Source organism: Paenibacillus sp. FSL H7-0737 (assembly GCF_000758545.1).
GTDB lineage: Bacteria > Bacillota > Bacilli > Paenibacillales > Paenibacillaceae > Paenibacillus_AQ.
Window position 1 is genome coordinate 1671555 of the sequence record NZ_CP009279.1, and the last position, 17293, is coordinate 1688847.

Annotated in this window: 13 protein-coding genes; 9 read left to right on the top strand and 4 right to left on the bottom strand. The window is 45.2% G+C overall.

Features of this window, described 5'->3' with window-relative positions; genetic code table 11:
* Nucleotides 1-28 precede the first annotated feature (28 nt).
* Nucleotides 29-2704: a YhgE/Pip domain-containing protein gene (locus tag H70737_RS07330; protein WP_042185984.1), complete on the top strand. Its 2676-nt coding sequence runs from the start codon at nucleotides 29-31 to the stop codon at nucleotides 2702-2704.
* Nucleotides 2705-2762: 58 nt separating this feature from the next.
* Here the strand turns inward: H70737_RS07330 and H70737_RS07335 are convergent, their stop codons facing one another.
* Nucleotides 2763-3737 (bottom strand): aldo/keto reductase family protein, encoded by a 975-nt coding sequence (locus H70737_RS07335; protein WP_042185986.1) that lies wholly within the window; start codon nucleotides 3735-3737, stop codon nucleotides 2763-2765.
* A 109-nt stretch (nucleotides 3738-3846) separates the two neighbouring features.
* Here H70737_RS07335 and H70737_RS07340 point away from each other — a divergent pair, with 109 nt between their 5' ends.
* Entirely contained in the window at nucleotides 3847-4515 is a 669-nt protein-coding gene (locus H70737_RS07340) for an SGNH/GDSL hydrolase family protein (protein WP_042185988.1), read from the top strand.
* 43 nt (nucleotides 4516-4558) lie between these two features.
* On the opposite strand, the gene H70737_RS07345 is transcribed toward H70737_RS07340, so the two are convergent.
* The gene (locus H70737_RS07345) at nucleotides 4559-5329 is read right to left on the bottom strand and encodes a DeoR/GlpR family DNA-binding transcription regulator (protein ID WP_042193458.1); all 771 of its coding nucleotides are present in this window, start codon (nucleotides 5327-5329) and stop codon (nucleotides 4559-4561) included.
* Nucleotides 5330-5567: 238 nt separating this feature from the next.
* Between H70737_RS07345 and H70737_RS07350 the strand changes: the two genes are divergently transcribed.
* The 4 genes from H70737_RS07350 to H70737_RS07365 are packed head-to-tail and all read left to right on the top strand — an operon-like array spanning nucleotide 5568 to nucleotide 9920.
* Nucleotides 5568-7334: an L-fucose isomerase gene (locus H70737_RS07350; protein WP_042185991.1), complete on the top strand. Its 1767-nt coding sequence runs from the start codon at nucleotides 5568-5570 to the stop codon at nucleotides 7332-7334.
* Between the two features lie 30 nt (nucleotides 7335-7364).
* Nucleotides 7365-8810, top strand: coding sequence for a rhamnulokinase (locus H70737_RS07355; RefSeq protein ID WP_042185993.1), 1446 nt, complete (start codon nucleotides 7365-7367; stop codon nucleotides 8808-8810).
* An 18-nt stretch (nucleotides 8811-8828) separates the two neighbouring features.
* Nucleotides 8829-9479: a class II aldolase/adducin family protein gene (locus H70737_RS07360; RefSeq protein WP_042185995.1), complete on the top strand. Its 651-nt coding sequence runs from the start codon at nucleotides 8829-8831 to the stop codon at nucleotides 9477-9479.
* Nucleotides 9480-9491: 12 nt separating this feature from the next.
* Nucleotides 9492-9920 carry an RbsD/FucU family protein gene (locus H70737_RS07365; RefSeq protein WP_042185997.1) on the top strand — a complete coding sequence of 143 codons (429 nt, stop codon included), beginning with the start codon at nucleotides 9492-9494 and terminating at the stop codon, nucleotides 9918-9920.
* Nucleotides 9921-9923: 3 nt separating this feature from the next.
* Here H70737_RS07365 and H70737_RS07370 read toward each other — a convergent pair whose 3' ends face one another.
* Nucleotides 9924-10751 (bottom strand): helix-turn-helix transcriptional regulator, encoded by an 828-nt coding sequence (locus H70737_RS07370; protein ID WP_042186000.1) that lies wholly within the window; start codon nucleotides 10749-10751, stop codon nucleotides 9924-9926.
* Nucleotides 10752-10897: 146 nt separating this feature from the next.
* Here H70737_RS07370 and H70737_RS07375 point away from each other — a divergent pair, with 146 nt between their 5' ends.
* Nucleotides 10898-12184, top strand: coding sequence for a Gfo/Idh/MocA family protein (locus tag H70737_RS07375; RefSeq protein WP_042186001.1), 1287 nt, complete (start codon nucleotides 10898-10900; stop codon nucleotides 12182-12184).
* Nucleotides 12185-12483: 299 nt separating this feature from the next.
* On the opposite strand, the gene H70737_RS07380 is transcribed toward H70737_RS07375, so the two are convergent.
* Nucleotides 12484-13746 (bottom strand): TraB/GumN family protein, encoded by a 1263-nt coding sequence (locus tag H70737_RS07380; protein ID WP_042186003.1) that lies wholly within the window; start codon nucleotides 13744-13746, stop codon nucleotides 12484-12486.
* Nucleotides 13747-13955: 209 nt separating this feature from the next.
* On the opposite strand from H70737_RS07380, the gene H70737_RS07385 reads away from it, so the two are divergent.
* Together H70737_RS07385 and H70737_RS07390 are read left to right on the top strand one after the other, a co-directional pair.
* Nucleotides 13956-15077: a glycoside hydrolase family 88 protein gene (locus tag H70737_RS07385; RefSeq protein ID WP_042186005.1), complete on the top strand. Its 1122-nt coding sequence runs from the start codon at nucleotides 13956-13958 to the stop codon at nucleotides 15075-15077.
* Nucleotides 15067-17229 carry an alginate lyase family protein gene (locus tag H70737_RS07390; RefSeq protein WP_042186007.1) on the top strand — a complete coding sequence of 721 codons (2163 nt, stop codon included), beginning with the start codon at nucleotides 15067-15069 and terminating at the stop codon, nucleotides 17227-17229. The genes H70737_RS07385 and H70737_RS07390 overlap by 11 nt, the downstream gene beginning before the upstream one ends.
* The last annotated feature ends 64 nt before the right edge of the window (nucleotides 17230-17293 follow it).

Below are 17293 nucleotides of genomic sequence, written 5' to 3' on the forward strand. Positions count from 1 at the left end.
AAAACATACAGATTAGGGGGAGCAACGAATGGGTGGAATACTACGGATTTATAGGAACGACTGGCGCAACGTATTTAAGGTTCCTGTGGCCGTGTTCCTGATCGCTGCTTTGGTGGTGTTACCTTCTGTGTATGATTGGTTTAATGTTGCGGCGGTGTGGGATCCCTACAGTAATACCTCTGGCATTAAGATTGCTGTAACCAGTTTGGATGAAGGGACCACTGTGAAGGATAAGAGCTTCAATATCGGCAATGATGTCATGGAAAGTCTTCGGAATAATAAAAGCTTAGGCTGGACCTTCGTAGATGCAGAAGCTGCGCACAACGGTGTGAAGCGTGGAGATTATTATGCGAGTATTGTTATCCCTGCTGATTTCTCCAAAAGAATGACAGGAATCCTCGAAGGCAGGATCGTGAAACCAGAGATTGAATATACCGTCAATGAGAAGATAAATGCTATTGCCCCTAAAATCACAGATAAAGGTGCCTCTTCAATTACAACACAGATCAGTGAGAATTTTACGGAAACCATTAGCGAAACCGTATTTACGGCTTTAAAGCAAATTGATTCAAAATTCCAATCTGAATTGCCTATTATACGCAAGGTTGAAAAAGGGTTGTTTAAGTTAGAGGCAAGTCTCCCCGAGATTGAAACGGCAGGCCAACATGTATTGAAAATTGAGGAGCAATGGCCGCAAATTCATGCATCGGCAACGCGCATCTCTAAGCTGGAGGATAAGCTGCCTGAGGTTGAAAAGGCGGGATTGGCTTTAGAAAAAATAGCTGAACATTGGCCTCAAATTGCCAATGTTGCAGATCATTTAGGGGAGCTGCAGGATAAGCTACCAAAAATTGAACAAGCAGCACAGCTAATCGTTCAACTTGATAATCATTTTGGTGAAGTTGAACAAATCATGGACAAGGCGTCGGAAGGTCTTGCGGAAGCAAATAAAGTTGTTAACACTGCTCTAACTGCGCTACCTAAGGCCGACAAAATTGTAACTGCTGGAAATGATTTTGTTCTAGAGCTTCAACAGTTCTTAGAGAAGAGTAATGCTGCATTTGAAGCGGTACCTGCCGCCCTCAAACAAAATATATACCTGCTGCAAAATACGGAGGACGCAGTAGTTCAGCTTGCTGAACTGCTGCAGGGAGAAGATCTTGACCCGCAAGCGGTACGCGAGCAACTTGAGTCAGTTTCCGCTCAGCTGGTGTCGGGAAGTAACGTGATGGATCATACGCTTTCTTTGTTATCGGCACTGAATACATTCTCACCAGGAACAGTAACTAATGCTGAGATTGGCACCTTGAAGGCTGTAAACAATGCCTTAAGCAGACAGACTTCTTTGGTAAACTCACTGGCGACGGATCTACAAAATGAGGGTCAGCCTGATCCGAGTAATGTTAAGCAATTGGGTCTTAAATCTGGCGAAGGGAACGTAGCCATTTCGAAGCTTATTTCCGAATATGAAGCGGCAACTATCCCTGCTATAAAAAATACATTAGAGCAAATATCCACTGCTGCTGAGACTACAGCCACTGCCCTGGATCAAGTTCCGGATCGTCTATCGGCGCTGGGTACCCTTCTTGAGGAGACTATGGCAACGATTGAGTTCGGACAATCAAGCTTGGCTAGTCTACAGCAGGACTTACCAGCTATTCGTGAAGCGGTACATACAGCAGCTAGCGGTGTCGCAGATAAGACACAGAGCTTTGGTACTTTTGTTCGCGATACACTTCCACTAATTCAGAGCAGCTTGCCTGTTGCAGGAGAAAAAATACAACAAGCTGCAAATTTTGTCCGTAAGGATCTGCCGTCTGTAGAGGAACGGGTGCACCAGATTTCTGATCTGATTCGTACAGGTCTCCCCCGTGCGGATAAGGGAGTGGCGGTCGCAGCGGATATGGTGCGAAATGATCTTCCGATCCTGGAAGATTCGATTCGTAAAGCGGCAGCTACCATCCGTCAGATCAAAGATGAGGTGGATCTGGGAGAGATTGCTGAGCTGCTCGGAGGGGATATTAAGAGCAAAAGTGATTTTTTAGCCAATCCGGTAGTATTAAAAGAGAATAAGTTATATCCTATTCCGAATTATGGTTCGGCTATGACTCCTTTTTATGTTGTACTTTCCTTATGGGTAGGTGGCACACTCCTAATCTCACTTCTCCGTACGGGAGTGGATACTGAGGGAATTGTGTACAAGCGGTATCAATTGTATTTTGGACGTCTGCTGACGTTTCTTACGGTTGGAATTCTGCAAGCGTTGGTGGCTGTACTTGGTAATATCTTTATTCTGAAATGTTATGTGGTGGACAAGGTGTGGTTTGTCCTTTTTGCAGTATTAATTAGTATCGTATTCGTGACGATTGTATTTACGCTTGTATCCGTATTCGGAAACGTTGGGAAGGGGATAGCAATCGTATTCATGGTGCTTCAATTCTCAAGCTCTGGCGGTACGTTTCCAATCAGTACAACAGGCCATTTCTTTCAAATGTTGAATCCGTTTATGCCATTTACTTATGCGATTAGTTTGATGCGGGAGGCGGTAGGGGGGATTCTGCCGGAAGTGGCGATTCGCGATTGTCTTTATTTGATCCTATTCGGTGTAATAGCACTCTTACTGGCGCTAACGCTCAAGAAGCCGCTGGAGCGTTATATCGAAAAGGCGGCTGAACAAGCCGAAGAATCCAAATTGATCTCTTAAGAAAAAAGAGGTTGTACCTAAGCCAATTGCTGTGGCTTTTGGTACAACCTCTTTTAGATTATCTCGCTGGAGCGAAATCGGCTACTGGCTTTAGAATCTCTTCAATTCGCTCCAAAGTATCTAGAGATAGAACGGCATCAACAGCTTTGGCGTTCTCTTCCACCTGCACCGGCTTACTGGCCCCAATAATTGCAGAACTTACACCAGGTTGCCGTAGGGTCCAAGCTAACGCTAGTTGCGACAGCTTCAAATCAAGACTGTTAGCTAGTTCATCCAGCTGTCCGACAACAGTCAGTACATCATCGCGGAAGTAGCTGCGAATGACGCCATTTACCGAATCATCAGCTGCGCGGGTTCCTGCCGGAGGCTGTTGTCCAGGTTTGTATTTACCTGTCAGGATACCTTGGGCGAGTGGGGAAAAGACCACTTGTCCGAGGCCCTCACGCTGAGATACCTCAAGTACCTCATCTTCAATGTAACGTTCGAACATGTTATAGATAGGCTGATTGGAAATAAGCGGACGCAGATTTAGTCTGCGTGAAATGCCGGTGGCGTCAGAAATTTGAGCTGCGCTCCATTCGCTCACTGCTGAATACAGAATTTTACCTTGTGCAGTTAGGTCGTCCAGTGCGCGTAAAGTTTCCTCCACAGGCGTCTCTCTGTCAAAGCGATGACAAAAATAAACATCAATATAATCGGTTCCTAAACGGCGAAGGCTAGCTTCACATTGCTCCATGATGTGCTTGCGAGACAAACCGCGATTATTCACATCATCCCCCATGGGGAAGAATACCTTTGTACTCAGCACATAAGATGATCTTTCATAGGCGCGAAGAGCAGCGCCCATTGCTTTTTCGCCTTCACCACGGTTATAAGCATTAGCTGTATCAAAGAAATTGATACCGCATTCAAAAGCTTTGCTGATGCAGGCATCTGCTGCCTTTTGCTCTGCTGCTGTTCCATATGTAAGCCAGCTGCCTAAGCCGATTTCACTGACTTTTAGTCCTGATTTGCCTAGTCTTCTGTATTTCATTATTTTCTTCCCTCCTTGAGTTGTATATGTTAACTTTACTTGTATCCTATGAAACATTCAACTTGAATGTTTCATGTAAAAGACGAGATCAAGGAGATGAATCGTAGTAATGACTATTCCAACTTCTAAAGCTAAAAAAGTGATTTTGTTTCAGGGTGATTCTATTACGGATGGAAGCCGTGGTCGTGATGAAGATCCCAATCATATTCTAGGACATAGCTATGCATATATCATTGGCGGTAAGCTAGGCAACGAAAGGGCTGAGCAGAATCTCGTGTTCTATAACCGTGGAATTAGTGGGGATCGGATCTCCGATTTATATGCACGCTGGAATGAGGATGCGATTTACCTTCAACCGAATATCATCAGTATTTTAATTGGTGTTAATGATCTTTGGAGAACAATGAAAGGGGAACCAAGTGGTATAACGGACCGCTTTGAACGTGCGTACCGTCATGTGCTTGAAGAAACTGGGGAAGTACTTCCGCAAACGAAGCTGGTCTTGTGTGAGCCTTTTATTCTAAATACCGGAGCTCCGGCAGAACAATGGGACGAATGGAAAGAGCGGATTACTCATTATCAGGGTGTTGTTAAGCAGCTTGCAGAGGAATTTAATGCTGTGTTTGTTCCTTTACAGGAAGCATTTGATGCAGCTACTCGTAGAATAGATCCAGCCTACTGGCTGTGGGACGGCGTTCACCCGACAGCGGCTGGGCATGATCTGATTGCTGGGGAGTGGCTGAAGATCGTAGAGAAAAGCGGTCTTTTAAACGACTAGTGAAATAAAGGTTTCCCCTTATCTTTATTTATGCACCTACTGATTACTCAGCGGGTGCATAGATAAGAGATATATGATAGTTATTCAGAAACTCGATCCATTCCTCAGAAGGCTTCTCGTCTGTAACGATATAATCCACTCGATCGAAACTAAATAATTTAATGAACGCAGTCCTGTCGAACTTAGAGTGATCTGCGAGCAGAACTACTTTATTCGCCTGCTGTTGCATAAGAATCTTCAATTCACTTTCTTCTTCGTTCGAATCACTGAGCCCACCAGTCATAGACAACGCTTTACAGCTGAATATGGCTACGTCCACATTATATTTTTGAATAGTCTGTGAGGCGGTATGTCCAACGAAGGAGCTAGTCTCGGGGCCTAGTATTCCACCAGTAGAAATTAGCTTTTGCCCAGAATGTTGAAATTCGGATAATACAACCAAAGAATTCGTAATAATCGTCAGATTGTTTTTCTCCTCTATAATTCTCCGTAAAGCCTCAAAAACTGTTGAACTCGTATCCGTCACCAAACTGTCCCCATCATTAATTAATTGGAGGACATGATCAGCTATCGTACGTTTGGCCTCAATATTTACCTGATGTCTACTCACATAGGGAGGGTCCTCATTCGTGTGGGCATTAAGGATTGCACCGCCATAATTTTTCTTGGCAAGTCCTTCCTTGTCCAGTTTATCCAGATCCCGCCGAATGGTCTCTTCCGAGACATTGAATTTTTGCGCCAGCTGAGCGACATGGACTTTCTTTTGTCTATACAGCTCATTAATGATTAGATCCCGCCGTTCAAATGCTTTCATCCGTTCACTCACCTCTATCATCATCTACTTCCTAGTTTACTACATTGCCCAATAAATCAAAGAAATAACCTCATATTCACATAATACCACAGTATAATAATATTAATACCACATAAAACCACATAATTTATCTATAAATGTGTTGTTTTATGTTGACTAAAGCGTTTCCATATTTTATGATGAAGGAGAAATAGGTCCATTACCGATGATACTAAGATGATCTTGAGGAGGAACAGCAGTGATAGAAAACTATCCGAAAATTGGCATCCGCCCGACCATTGATGGCAGAAGAAGAGGGGTTCGCGAATCGTTAGAAGCTCAAACCATGGGTATGGCTCAGCGGGTAGCTAAGTTTATTGAAGAGAACTTATTTTATCCGGATGGCCGCCCCGTAGAGTGCATTATTGCCGATTCTACGATTGGTGGTGTGAAAGAAGCTGCTGCTGCGGCTCAGAAATTTGCCGGGGCTAATGTTGGCGTATCGATTACTGTGACCCCTTGCTGGTGTTATGGTTCTGAAACGATGGATATGGATGTCTCAATCCCACATGCGGTTTGGGGATTTAACGGAACGGAACGCCCAGGTGCGGTATATCTAGCTGCTGTTCTCTCTGCTTATGCACAAAAAGGAATTCCAGCGTTTGGTATCTATGGTGAGGATGTTCAGGAGTCTAGCAGTGAGGAGATTCCAGCGGATGTGCAGACTAAATTGCTGCAGTTCGCCAAAGCTGGGTTGGCTGTCGCTCAAATGAGAGGGAAATCCTATTTATCAATGGGTTCTGTTTCGATGGGGATTGCTGGATCGATTGTGAATGAACAGTTCTTCCAAGAGTATCTGGGAATGCGTAATGAATATATAGATATGTCAGAATATGTACGCCGCTTTGAAGAGGAGATTTATGATAAAGAGGAATATAAGCGAGCACTCGCGTGGACCAAAGAAAACTGCCAAGTTGGTGCCGATAATAATCCGAAGCATCTGCAAATAAGTGATGATGAGAAAGAGAAGCAGTGGGAGACTTGTGTGAAAATGACATTGATCGCCCGTGATCTGATGATCGGAAATCCTGTTCTCGCTGAGCTGGGCTTTGAGGAAGAGGCCAACGGTCATAATGCGATTGTGGGTGGGTTTCAAGGTCAGCGCCAATGGACGGATCATTTTCCTAATGGGGATTTCATGGAAACGATACTGAACTCCTCTTTTGACTGGAATGGCAAACGTACACCTTATATCGTAGCGACAGAGAATGATAGCCTGAACGGAGTAACGATGCTGTTCAATTATTTGCTTACGAATACTGCACAAATTTTTGCGGATGTCCGAACCTTTTGGAGTCCGGATGCAGTTAAGCGAGTAACGGGTCATCAATTGGAAGGTGAGGCAGCACACGGAATACTTCACTTGATCAACTCGGGTTCGGCTGCTCTTGATGGGACGGGTGAGCAGACGATAGACGGTAAACCTGCGATTAAACCTTTTTGGGAAATTTCGGAGGATGAGGTAGAAGCTTGTTTGAGCCATACCCAATTCCGTCCGGCTTCTCAAGAATATTTCCGTGGGGGCGGCTTCTCTACGGATTATTTAACTAAAGGCGGGATGCCAGTTACTATGGCACGGATGAACTTGGTTAAAGGGCTTGGACCTGTTCTTCAGCTTGTAGAGGGGCACACGGTTGAGCTGCCTGAAGATGTTCACCATACACTGGATCAAAGAACAGATCCGACTTGGCCAACAACCTGGTTTGCGCCTAAGTTAACCAATAGTGGTTCTTTCCAATCAGTGTATGATGTCATGAATAATTGGGGCGCGAATCATGGAGCGATCAGTTATGGGCATATTGGGGCAGATTTGATTACGCTGGCGTCTATTCTGCGCATTCCGGTCAGCATGCATAATGTTGAGGAATCACGTATTTTTAGACCTCGGGTATGGTCGTTATTTGGTACCGAAGATCTGGAGGGAGCAGATTACAGAGCATGTCAGAACTTTGGACCCCTCTATTAAAATCTTCCTGTGAAGCAGGTGTGGTGAACAATGGGTGATACGATTAAGCTTCTAGCCATAGATCTCGGCGCCAGTTCCGGAAGAGTTATGCTGGGGATATATGATGGCGATAAGCTGCAAATGGAAGAAATTCATCGGTTTGAGAATACGCCGGTACAGGTCAACGGGCATTTATATTGGGATACTCTAAGGCTCTTCCATGAAATGAAGCAAGGGGTTCAAAAAGCCTTTAGGCAACATGGAGAACTGACGTCCTTAAGTGTGGATACATGGGGAGTCGACTACGGGTTTATTGATAAAAAAGGAATGATGCTCTATTCCCCCCATCATTACAGGGATCGGAGGATGGAGGCTCACCGTCTCAAATTGGAAGCGCTACTGTCACCGGCGGAGCAATTCCGTATGACCGGTCTTCAGCCAAGTGTCATTAATACGCTTTATCAGCTGTTCTCTGATTTTCAGGATAATGATTCTCTTATGAAGACCGCGGATACGATTTTAATGATGCCAGATCTATTTCATTACCTGTTTTCAGGTATAAAAGCAGCAGAAAGCACGATCTGGAGTACAAGCGGCTTAGTGGATGCTGTAACGGGAGAGCTCTCCTCTGAATTATTTAACAGGCTTGGGATTCCGAGTAGTCTAGTTCCACAACAGGTTCATGCGGGAACAGTTATTGGATCTATCCTGCCGACTATTCAAGAGGAGCTTAATATAGGCCCGATGAAAGTGATAGCCGGCGCTTCACATGACACGGCTTCAGCAGTAGCTTCGATCCCTTATACTCGTAAGGATGAAGCAGCATTTTTAAGCTGTGGTACGTGGTCGTTGGTTGGTATGGAGACGCCTGAGCCGGTCATTTCAGAGAAAAGCTATGAATATGGTTTCACAAATGAACGTTGCTACGGTAATTCTAATCGTTTGCTAAAAAACACAACGGGACTATGGATTCTACAGGAGCTCCAGAGGAATTGGGCGAAAGCAGGAGAGAATTTTAGTCAAAGTGAAATGGTTGAATTAGCCCAAACGATTAATGGGGCGCCAGCGATCATTGACCCGAATGACCAGCTTTTCAGCACACCTGGTGTGATGATGCAGCGGATTCAGGAATATTGTGAGCGAACGGGGCAACAGTCGCCTAATACGAAAGCTGAGTTTATACGCGTTATCCTTGAGAGCCTTGCGCAATCATACTGTAGAACGATTGAAGAAATGGAAGAGATCACCGGCAAGACAATCACTATCATTCATATGGTTGGCGGTGGGATTCAAAATGAGCTATTATGCCAGCTCACCGCTGATGCTACGGGTAGAGAAGTCGTTGCGGGGCCTGTGGAGGCCAGTGGAATTGGCAATATCATTGTCCAACTGGCTGCGCTGGGGAAATTGGATGTTTCCGAGGGGAAAGAGTTCGTGGCACAATCCTTTACCTTTAAGACATACCAGCCTTCTGTGGGAAAGAACTCTAAAAAATAGGATACGAGGAGAGTACTTATGGATAACTTGGAACAAAAACTACGTTCGCAGATTTGTGATATCGGCAGAAATTTGTTTAATAAAGATTTCATCGCCGCCAATGATGGGAATATTTCAGCACGGTTATCAGAGAATGAAATTCTTACTACTCCCAGAGCGGTGAGCAAAGGATATTTAGAGCCTCATATGATTGTAAAAGTAAATCTGCAAGGTGAAGTGCTTGAAGCGGCAGAAGGGTACAGACCTTCAACAGAAACCAAAATGCATTTGAGAATTTATAATGAGCTACCTGAGATGAATGGTGTGGTTCATGCACATCCCCCGTATGCCACTGCTTTTGCCATTAAAGGTGAGGCACTCGATAAAATGATGATGCCGGAATCGGTTATCATGATCGGGGATATCCCATTAGCGGAATATGGTACCCCTTCGACAGAAGAAATTCCAGACTCACTGATGCCTTACCTTGGCAAAAAAACAGCAGTCCTGCTCGAAAATCACGGCGCACTTACTTGGGGAACGGATGTTATGGAGGCTTATCTGAATATGGAGAGACTCGAATATACAGCCAAGATTACCTTTATTACACGTATGATTGACGGGGAGAGAGAGCTGCCACAGCATCGGATTGATGAGCTGGTTGCTTTGAGATCTTTTTATGGGAAGTAATGAGGTGCTTGGATGTTGAAAAAAATTCCTAAGCTACTATCTCCGGAACTGGTACGTGTGATGATGGAAATGGGTCATGGCGATGAGCTTGTACTGGCAGATGCTAATTATCCCGGACACTCCTTAAACTCAAAAGTACTAAGATATGATGGTATTGGGATACCTGAGCTTTTGGATGCAATATTGGAATTGCTGCCCCTTGATCATTATGTGGAACATCAGGTGGCATTTATGGCTGTGGTTGAGGGAGATCCTACGGTGCCGGTGATCTGGTCCACGTACGAGTCGATAATCGCCAAACATGACGCTGAAGCGACGATTAAATATGAGGAGCGGTTTGATTTCTACAATCGTTCTAAGCAAAGTTATGCTGTTGTAGTCACAGGTGAAGAAGCACTTTATGGAAATATTATTATCAAAAAAGGTGTAATCAAGGCCTGATGATCAGCGATTCTGCTTGCGGTATTGCAGAGGTGAGCATTTGGCGATTTGCTTAAACACCCGCCCAAAGTGGGCGATGCTGTCAAAGCCTGTATTCTCTGCAATGGCAGTGACTTTAGTGTTAGTGCTCTGCAAGAGTCGTTGGGCTTCCTTGATCCGAATGTAGTTTAGATATTCAACAATGGTGAAGCCAGTGGTCTGTTTGAATAAACGGCAAAGATAGGTACTGCTGATGAAAAAAGTTTCGGATAGCTGCTCTAATGTAAGCTTTTCAACATAATGTGCCTGTAAATAATCGATCATTTCGTAGACTTTAAGCTGCTTCTCACTGCTCTCAGGAGCGATGGGCTCGCGGCTTATTTCTTGTACTCTGTTCATTTCAATAAATAACTGGATGAGCAGTGTCTGAAGATAGGGGATTTGCTGTGATCGATGTTCTTCTTGTTCTTTTAGCATGGAGAAGAGGATAGATTCGATGGCTCCTTGTTCATGTACTCCGGGACGCAGAAGTAAGCTTTGTGTAGTTAAAAAAGGAATACTTAGGTCGTAGTTCGCCAACGTTTTTTGCAGAAAGTCCTCCTCAAAGTTAATCAATATTCGCTCATGGCGTACTGAGCCCTTAGAAGTGGTGCGATGGAGTTCATTTTTGTTAATAAATATCAGATCACCTTTGCGTAAGGTATAAATCAGATTGTTGATATAATAGCTGCGCTCACCTGCGAGTAAATAATAAATTTCATATGTATCGTGATAATGGTCGGAATCCATGCTGAATGGGCCGGCTCTTTTGATTTGTTCAATGATAAATGGAGGTTCTAGCTCCTGTTCCATTGTAGATTTGCCCCTTTCAGATAATGAAGCTAATATATGCAAAGTTTTCGCTATTTTTGCTAATAATCGCTTAGATTTGAATGTATTTTATACTATAAACTATAAGAAGAAACGGCATCAAAATCAATAGCGATGGAGTGATCCTTGTGTCGAAGAAGAAATATGTATTCGTAGGTACCGGTGGCCGAGCGGAGTTCTTCTATGGTGAGATAACTACGAATTATCGTGAAACTTCAGAAATTGTAGGCTTTTGCGATGTGAATGGGGCAAGAATGGATTATGCGAATCGATTACTGAAAGGGAAATATCAGTATCATGCGGTTCCTACTTATAAAGCTCATGAGTTTGATCGTATGATTGAAGAGACTAAGCCGGATGTAGTTATCGTTACGAGTATTGACCGCACACATCACCATTATATTATCCGGGCGATGGAGCTTGGCTGTGATGTGATTTCGGAGAAACCAATGACGGTAGATGAAGAGAAATGTCAGGAAATTCTTGAAGCGATTGAGCAGACGGGGAAAAAACTGCGTGTTACGTTCAATTACCGCTATGCCCCGCACAATACCAAAATCCGTGAATTGATCATGGATGGGGCGATTGGAGAAGTGTTATCCGTTAATTTTGAGTGGCTGCTAAATACACAGCATGGGGCGGATTACTTCCGCAGATGGCATCGGGATAAACGGAACAGCGGAGGGCTGTTGGTTCATAAATCAACACATCATTTCGATTTGATGAATTTCTGGTTGGGCTCTCGTCCGGATACGGTCTATGCCATGGGAGATTTAAGGTTCTATGGCAGAGAGAATGCGGAGAAGCGCGGGGTGACAGAGTTTTATCAGCGTGCCCATGGTAGTAGTGCAGCGGAAAATGATCCCTTTGCGCTTCATCTAAAAGACAACGAGCAGCTTAAGCAAATGTATCTGGATGCCGAGCATGAAGATGGGTACCTGCGAGATCAAAGTGTATTCGGTGATAATATCAGCATTGAGGATACGATGGCAGTCATGGTCAAATACAAAAACAAGACGATTATGAACTATTCACTTAATGCTTATTTGCCTTGGGAAGGCTTCATTGTAGTATTTAATGGGACGAAGGGGCGGATGGAAGTTAAGGTTGTTGAACAGTCCTATGTAAACGCCGGGGGGAAGAAAGAAGATGAAGGGGCACTAAAGGACAAGCAAATCACTGTATTCCCTCATTTTGCGCCGCCTTATGAAGTTGAAATTGAAGAAGGCGTTGGGGGACATGGGGGCGGAGATCCGGTCATGCTTCGTGATATTTTTGAACGACCTGTGGAGGATCGGTTTAATCGTGCAGCTTCCCATGTGGATGGGGCGTTGTCCATTATGACCGGGATTGCGGCTAATCGTTCGATCGCTACTGGACTTCCGGTGAAGGTGGATCAGTTAATCAAATGGTAGAAGGAAAAAGCTCAAAACCAAAAATAGTAGTAGCCTGTTTGTGAATAAACCGCTGCGGAGTGGAGGGTTCTTACGATCGCTGTTAAAGCCCAATTTCTGAATAGTAGAAAGATTAGCAGTTGAAATGGGTCTTTAAAGGCGAACACTGGCGTTTCTCCAGAATCCCTCCACCCCTCCGCTCTGTCTTCACGTCAATTTACTACTATTTTTAGATTGAGCTAAAAAAGTAAAAATAAAAGGCTGCCTCAAAGTCATTGTAGATGACTAAGAGACAGCCTTATTTATTTTGACACTAGTATTTATTGTTTGACGACGTTAAAGCCGTCTTTTTGCAATTGAGTCACAATGCCATCATCACCCAGCATGTGTAGTGCACCAACAACGACAAGATAAGTCGCTTTTTTATCACTATTCAAATACTCTTTTACATGCTTCACCATGTTGGCATTCCGATCCGAAACGAGACCCTTATAGTATTCTGGCTCCTTAGCGACCGCTTGTGTCATAGCTACGAGGGATTGTTCATCCCCCTGCATCCACATTTGGGATAATCCATCCAGCGAAGCCGTTGCTGCGGCATTGTCCGTTTGCTTGAGGCTATCGAGTGTATCAAGGAGAAGCTTTTCTTGCAATCCATCTGAGAATTGATTGAACATGTTCAGCTGCAATTGCATATTTTCCAATTCAACGATAGGTTTATTCAGTTTGCCTGCCTTCTGTGTGAAATATAGGTCGATACCCGTATCCGGTGTATAATCTGTTGTTTGCATTTGTAGGCTTGAGATACCTTGAGTAACGACCCATGGCTTATAGGAATCGAATGCATTTCCTGCAAGACCATTCGCTTTCAGAAGCGCAACAACTTTGTTATAGGTATCAGCGGATACGTGATCCTTGAGCTTGGTCCCATCTGTATAAGAACCTTTCTCCGTAAGGAACTTTTGCATCTCCGTTTGATCAACCTTTGTTAAGTCAACTTCGACCCCGAGATATTGAGACGCTTCAAAAGCAGCTTCAATTTCCGGGCGTAGCGGGTACATTTTGTCGTTAGCCACATGGATAGAGCCAAGTAGATAGACGGTATTACCGTTGTTCTCCACTTTCCATAAGAATCCGGTGCTCCCTGCAGCCTCGTTATTAGCTACAAAGGTGATGGTGCGCTGCGCCGCATTCCATTCTACCTTATAGCCGATCGTTTCACCGATAAAGCGGACAGGAACATAGGTGACATTGTTGATGGTTTTAGGAGCCACCTCTAGTTTTTTCTTCTCCCCGTTTACCGTTGCTGTGGTGCTGCCGATAGTCAGTGAGAGGGCTAGTCCATTTTTGGTCCCCGTTACGGTTTGGGTCTTTTTATTCCAATTCATATTTACATTAAGCTTCTCTAGGAGTGGACGCATAGGAACCAATGTAGTTCCTTTTTCTAGAACAGGATTAGAATTGCCTAACTTTACTTCTGTTCCATCAATCCACACACCGACAGGCTTTTCAGCCGCATGGGCAGTGGTAAAGATAGACATAACCATGAAAATGGATAAAAATAATGCACCTAGCTTTTTCATTAATAGGACACTCCGTTTCTAAAAAGAATGAAAGTTGTAAGTCACTTTCTGATTTTAACGTATTTTTCCATAAATAGTTATACGTTTTGTTACTTCGTACAAAAGTCAAAATAATGCACATCAAAGCAAAAATCGCCCCTATTAGATCCTGTTCACTCTCCTTATCATGAAACATAAGAAACGAAGAGCCCGAAGGGAGCAAGGAACTTATGTGGAGCAATGCGATTGAAGATGCGATAGAGAAGGTACGTAAAAATATAGACCGATTCGGGGGTAGATTCCCTCATGTCAGCATGAATGGAACTTACCAGCTCAATAACAATGACGACTGGACCAATGGATTCTGGAGCGGCATGTTGTGGTTGTGCTATGAATATACGCAGGATGACAGCTTTCGTATCGCGGCATCTCATACCGTAGAGGATTTCCGCCGCCGTTTCGCGGCAAAGACGGTGCTTGATCATCACGACATCGGATTTTTGTATTCGTTATCCTCCAAGGCCCAGTGGATTATAGATAAAGACGAATCCGCGCGTCAGTTGACACTGCAGGCGGCGGACTTATTACTGAAGCGCTGGCGCACAGGCGGTGGTTATATTCAGGCTTGGGGACCTGTGGGAGATGCCCAGGAAGGTGGGCGCATCATTATTGATTGTCTGTTGAATCTCCCTCTTCTGTATTGGGCGGAACAACAGACCGGTGATTCCCTATATCGGCAGGTGGCGGTCATGCAGGCGGATAAAACGAAACGTTATCTGGTGCGGGGAGATGACAGCTCCTACCATACGTTTTTCTTCGACCAGAAGACAGGAGAGCCGATTGGCGGCGCTACACACCAGGGTTATACTAACGGATCGACTTGGACGCGCGGGCAGGCCTGGGGCGTCTACGGTTTTGCATTATCTTACCGCTATACTAAGGATCCGTTGTATTTGGAAACGTCCAAGCGGATGGCTCGCTATTTTCTGGACCATTTGCCACAGGATCATGTCGCTTACTGGGACTTTAATGCTCCAGTGTCTGCGGATACGTACCGGGATAGCTCGGCCTCTGCAATTGTTGCGGCTGGACTACTGGAACTGCTGGAGCTAATGGAGGAGGAAGATCCCGAACGGGCTTATTTTCAGCAGGGATTAATACAGTCGATGACTTCACTTGTGCAGAACTATTCTACGATCGGTGAAGACGCGGAGGGGCTGCTGAAACACGGCTCTTACCATGTACGCGGCGGTCTGTCTCCGGATGATTTCATGATCTGGGGAGATTATTTCTACCTCGAAGCGTTGCTGCGGTTGCAAAAAGGCACCAGGGGGTACTGGTATGAACGCTGATGGCCGAACAACCTCTCCCTATGCTGTCTTTACGCTACTCGACCTTGAATTACCTGCTCTAGCGCCCGTGAAGGGTGCGCTGAGCCAAGCACGGCAGGATGATGCGCTGACTGAATTGCATCGGTATTTGACTAGTCGGAGCACGCCGGGCTGGCGGGCAGAGGACAGTCGGAAACAGCAGCATATCGATTATATACAGCAATATTGCGCAGATGAGCTGGAAGTCGTAATGAAGACGGCGGATGAAGTTATGGAGCAGACGTTTCTTTTTCGGTTTCCCTGGGATATGGAGCGCAGCCGCATTCCGGTTACCTTTGTGGAAGAAATTGACTGGCGTTATATTCCGGATAAGGATGTAGAATGGGCTTATATGCTGAATCGCCACCGCTACTGGGTGGCATTAGGACAAGCGTATGCGATAACAGGTAATGAGGAGTATGCGAGAACATTTTGCTGTCAGCTTGAAGATTGGATGGACCGTAATCCTGTTCCAGACATGCCTACGAATGATACGTTGACTTGGCGCACCATTGAAGCGGGTCTTCGCTGTGCGAACTGGATCAAAGCGCTGTCCTATATACAGGATAGTCCGCTGCTCACACCGACGCTTCTGGCGAAAGTGATGATATCCCTTCATGAACACAGCGAATATTTAGCTTTATCGTTTACGGGCTGGAAGAATATCAGCAATTGGGGCGTTCTGGAGACTTGTGGTTTATTCCAAACCGCGCTCTACTTCCCTGAGTTCACTAGGGCTAAGATTTGGCGACGGCTCGGTGAGGAGAGATTAGGGGAGACGGCTAGAATCCAGGTTATGGCGGATGGTATCCAGTGGGAGCAATCGCCCACCTATCACCATGAGGTTCTGGTATGTTTTCTCGATTGCATCCGCTTGGCTCGCATGAATGGACTGGAGCTACAGGATGAACTTCAGCAAAAAGTTCATCAAATGGCCGTCGCTTCCTTGTATTGGGCCAAACCGAATCATCGGCAGCCGATGCTCGGGGATAGTGATGACAGCGATGTCCGTTCGATTTTGACTTATGCAGGTTGGTTGTTCCAGGATTCTGTGCTCCGCTTTGGCGGATACGATCATATGGATTATGACAATGCCTGGTTGTTCGGAACGAGTGGAGTTGAAGGCTACGAGCAGCTGATTGCGGAGGAACCGCCTTACTTGTCACGCTCTTTCACACATTCCGGTCATTATGTGATGCGAATGGGTTGGGACGAGCAGGACTTGTACCTATATTTCCACTGCGGACCGCTTGGTGGTGGACATGGTCACGCGGATTTGCTACATTTCGATCTGCATGCCTTTGGGCGGGATATGCTTACCGATCTGGGCAGATACAACTATAGTGATCACACACCACTTAGAAAAGCGTTAAAAGAAAGCGCTGCCCATAATACGACTACTGTTGACGGAATTGGATTCACTGAAATCACGGATACATGGTCCTTCTCCCAAATTGCGAAGCCGGTAGGCAGCAAATGGATCAGCAATCCGGACTTTGATTATGTTGAGGGCAGCCATGATGGTTACCGTCATTTGGATGATCCGGTACACCTGCTAAGGAGGATCATATTCATCAAGCCTTATTACTGGCTTCTGGTCGACAGCTTTAGCTGCCGTCAGGAGCATACGTTTTCCCAGCATTTTCATTTTGCTCCCGGAGCGGTTCAGATGGAAGACGAGACATTCATTTGCCGTACAAACAATGAGCAGGAAGCCAATCTTTGCATCATTCCCGTAAATGTTAAAGGACTTCAGGGCAAGATTGATGACGGGGTAATCTCCCGCGAATACAATCTGCTGGAACCCAATCAACATGCCGTTTACTCCCGAACGGGAAAAGGAAAGGTATCGATGATACAGATGCTGTACCCGCAGCCTTCCGGTGAGCCGTTCTGTCCACTGGTTGAACAGGTGCCGATTTACCGCCATACGGGTGAACCTGTGGATGCTGTGCAGGCGGAGGCATGCCGCATCAGCTTCCCTGAAAGGAATGAGGAGCATATTATCGTGATCAGCCATGAGGTTCCATCCAGTCACTTGGATTCCTATGTAGTGGAAGGTATACAAATATTTGGTGAAGTAGTGCTTATTGTTTTCGCAAACGGTCAAAAGAAAGTCACGGTAATCAGATAATGCATGTATACTGGATAACGGGCTGATAGAATAAAAGAAAAGAGCATGAGAGAGGCGTGGAGAA

Bases quoted from the DNA above. Each gene is read 5' to 3' on its own strand.
- H70737_RS07330 (WP_042185984.1), top strand. From the start codon at position 29: ATGGGTGGAATACTACGGATTTATAGGAACGACTGGCGCAACGTATTT.
- H70737_RS07355 (WP_042185993.1), top strand. From the start codon at position 7,365: ATGGGTGATACGATTAAGCTTCTAGCCATAGATCTCGGCGCCAGTTCC.
- H70737_RS07380 (WP_042186003.1), bottom strand. From the start codon at position 13,746: ATGAAAAAGCTAGGTGCATTATTTTTATCCATTTTCATGGTTATGTCT.
- H70737_RS07370 (WP_042186000.1), bottom strand. From the start codon at position 10,751: ATGGAACAGGAGCTAGAACCTCCATTTATCATTGAACAAATCAAAAGA.
- H70737_RS07390 (WP_042186007.1), top strand. From the start codon at position 15,067: ATGAACGCTGATGGCCGAACAACCTCTCCCTATGCTGTCTTTACGCTA.
- H70737_RS07360 (WP_042185995.1), top strand. From the start codon at position 8,829: ATGGATAACTTGGAACAAAAACTACGTTCGCAGATTTGTGATATCGGC.
- H70737_RS07340 (WP_042185988.1), top strand. From the start codon at position 3,847: ATGACTATTCCAACTTCTAAAGCTAAAAAAGTGATTTTGTTTCAGGGT.
- H70737_RS07345 (WP_042193458.1), bottom strand. From the start codon at position 5,329: ATGAAAGCATTTGAACGGCGGGATCTAATCATTAATGAGCTGTATAGA.
- H70737_RS07385 (WP_042186005.1), top strand. From the start codon at position 13,956: ATGTGGAGCAATGCGATTGAAGATGCGATAGAGAAGGTACGTAAAAAT.
- H70737_RS07365 (WP_042185997.1), top strand. From the start codon at position 9,492: ATGTTGAAAAAAATTCCTAAGCTACTATCTCCGGAACTGGTACGTGTG.
- H70737_RS07335 (WP_042185986.1), bottom strand. From the start codon at position 3,737: ATGAAATACAGAAGACTAGGCAAATCAGGACTAAAAGTCAGTGAAATC.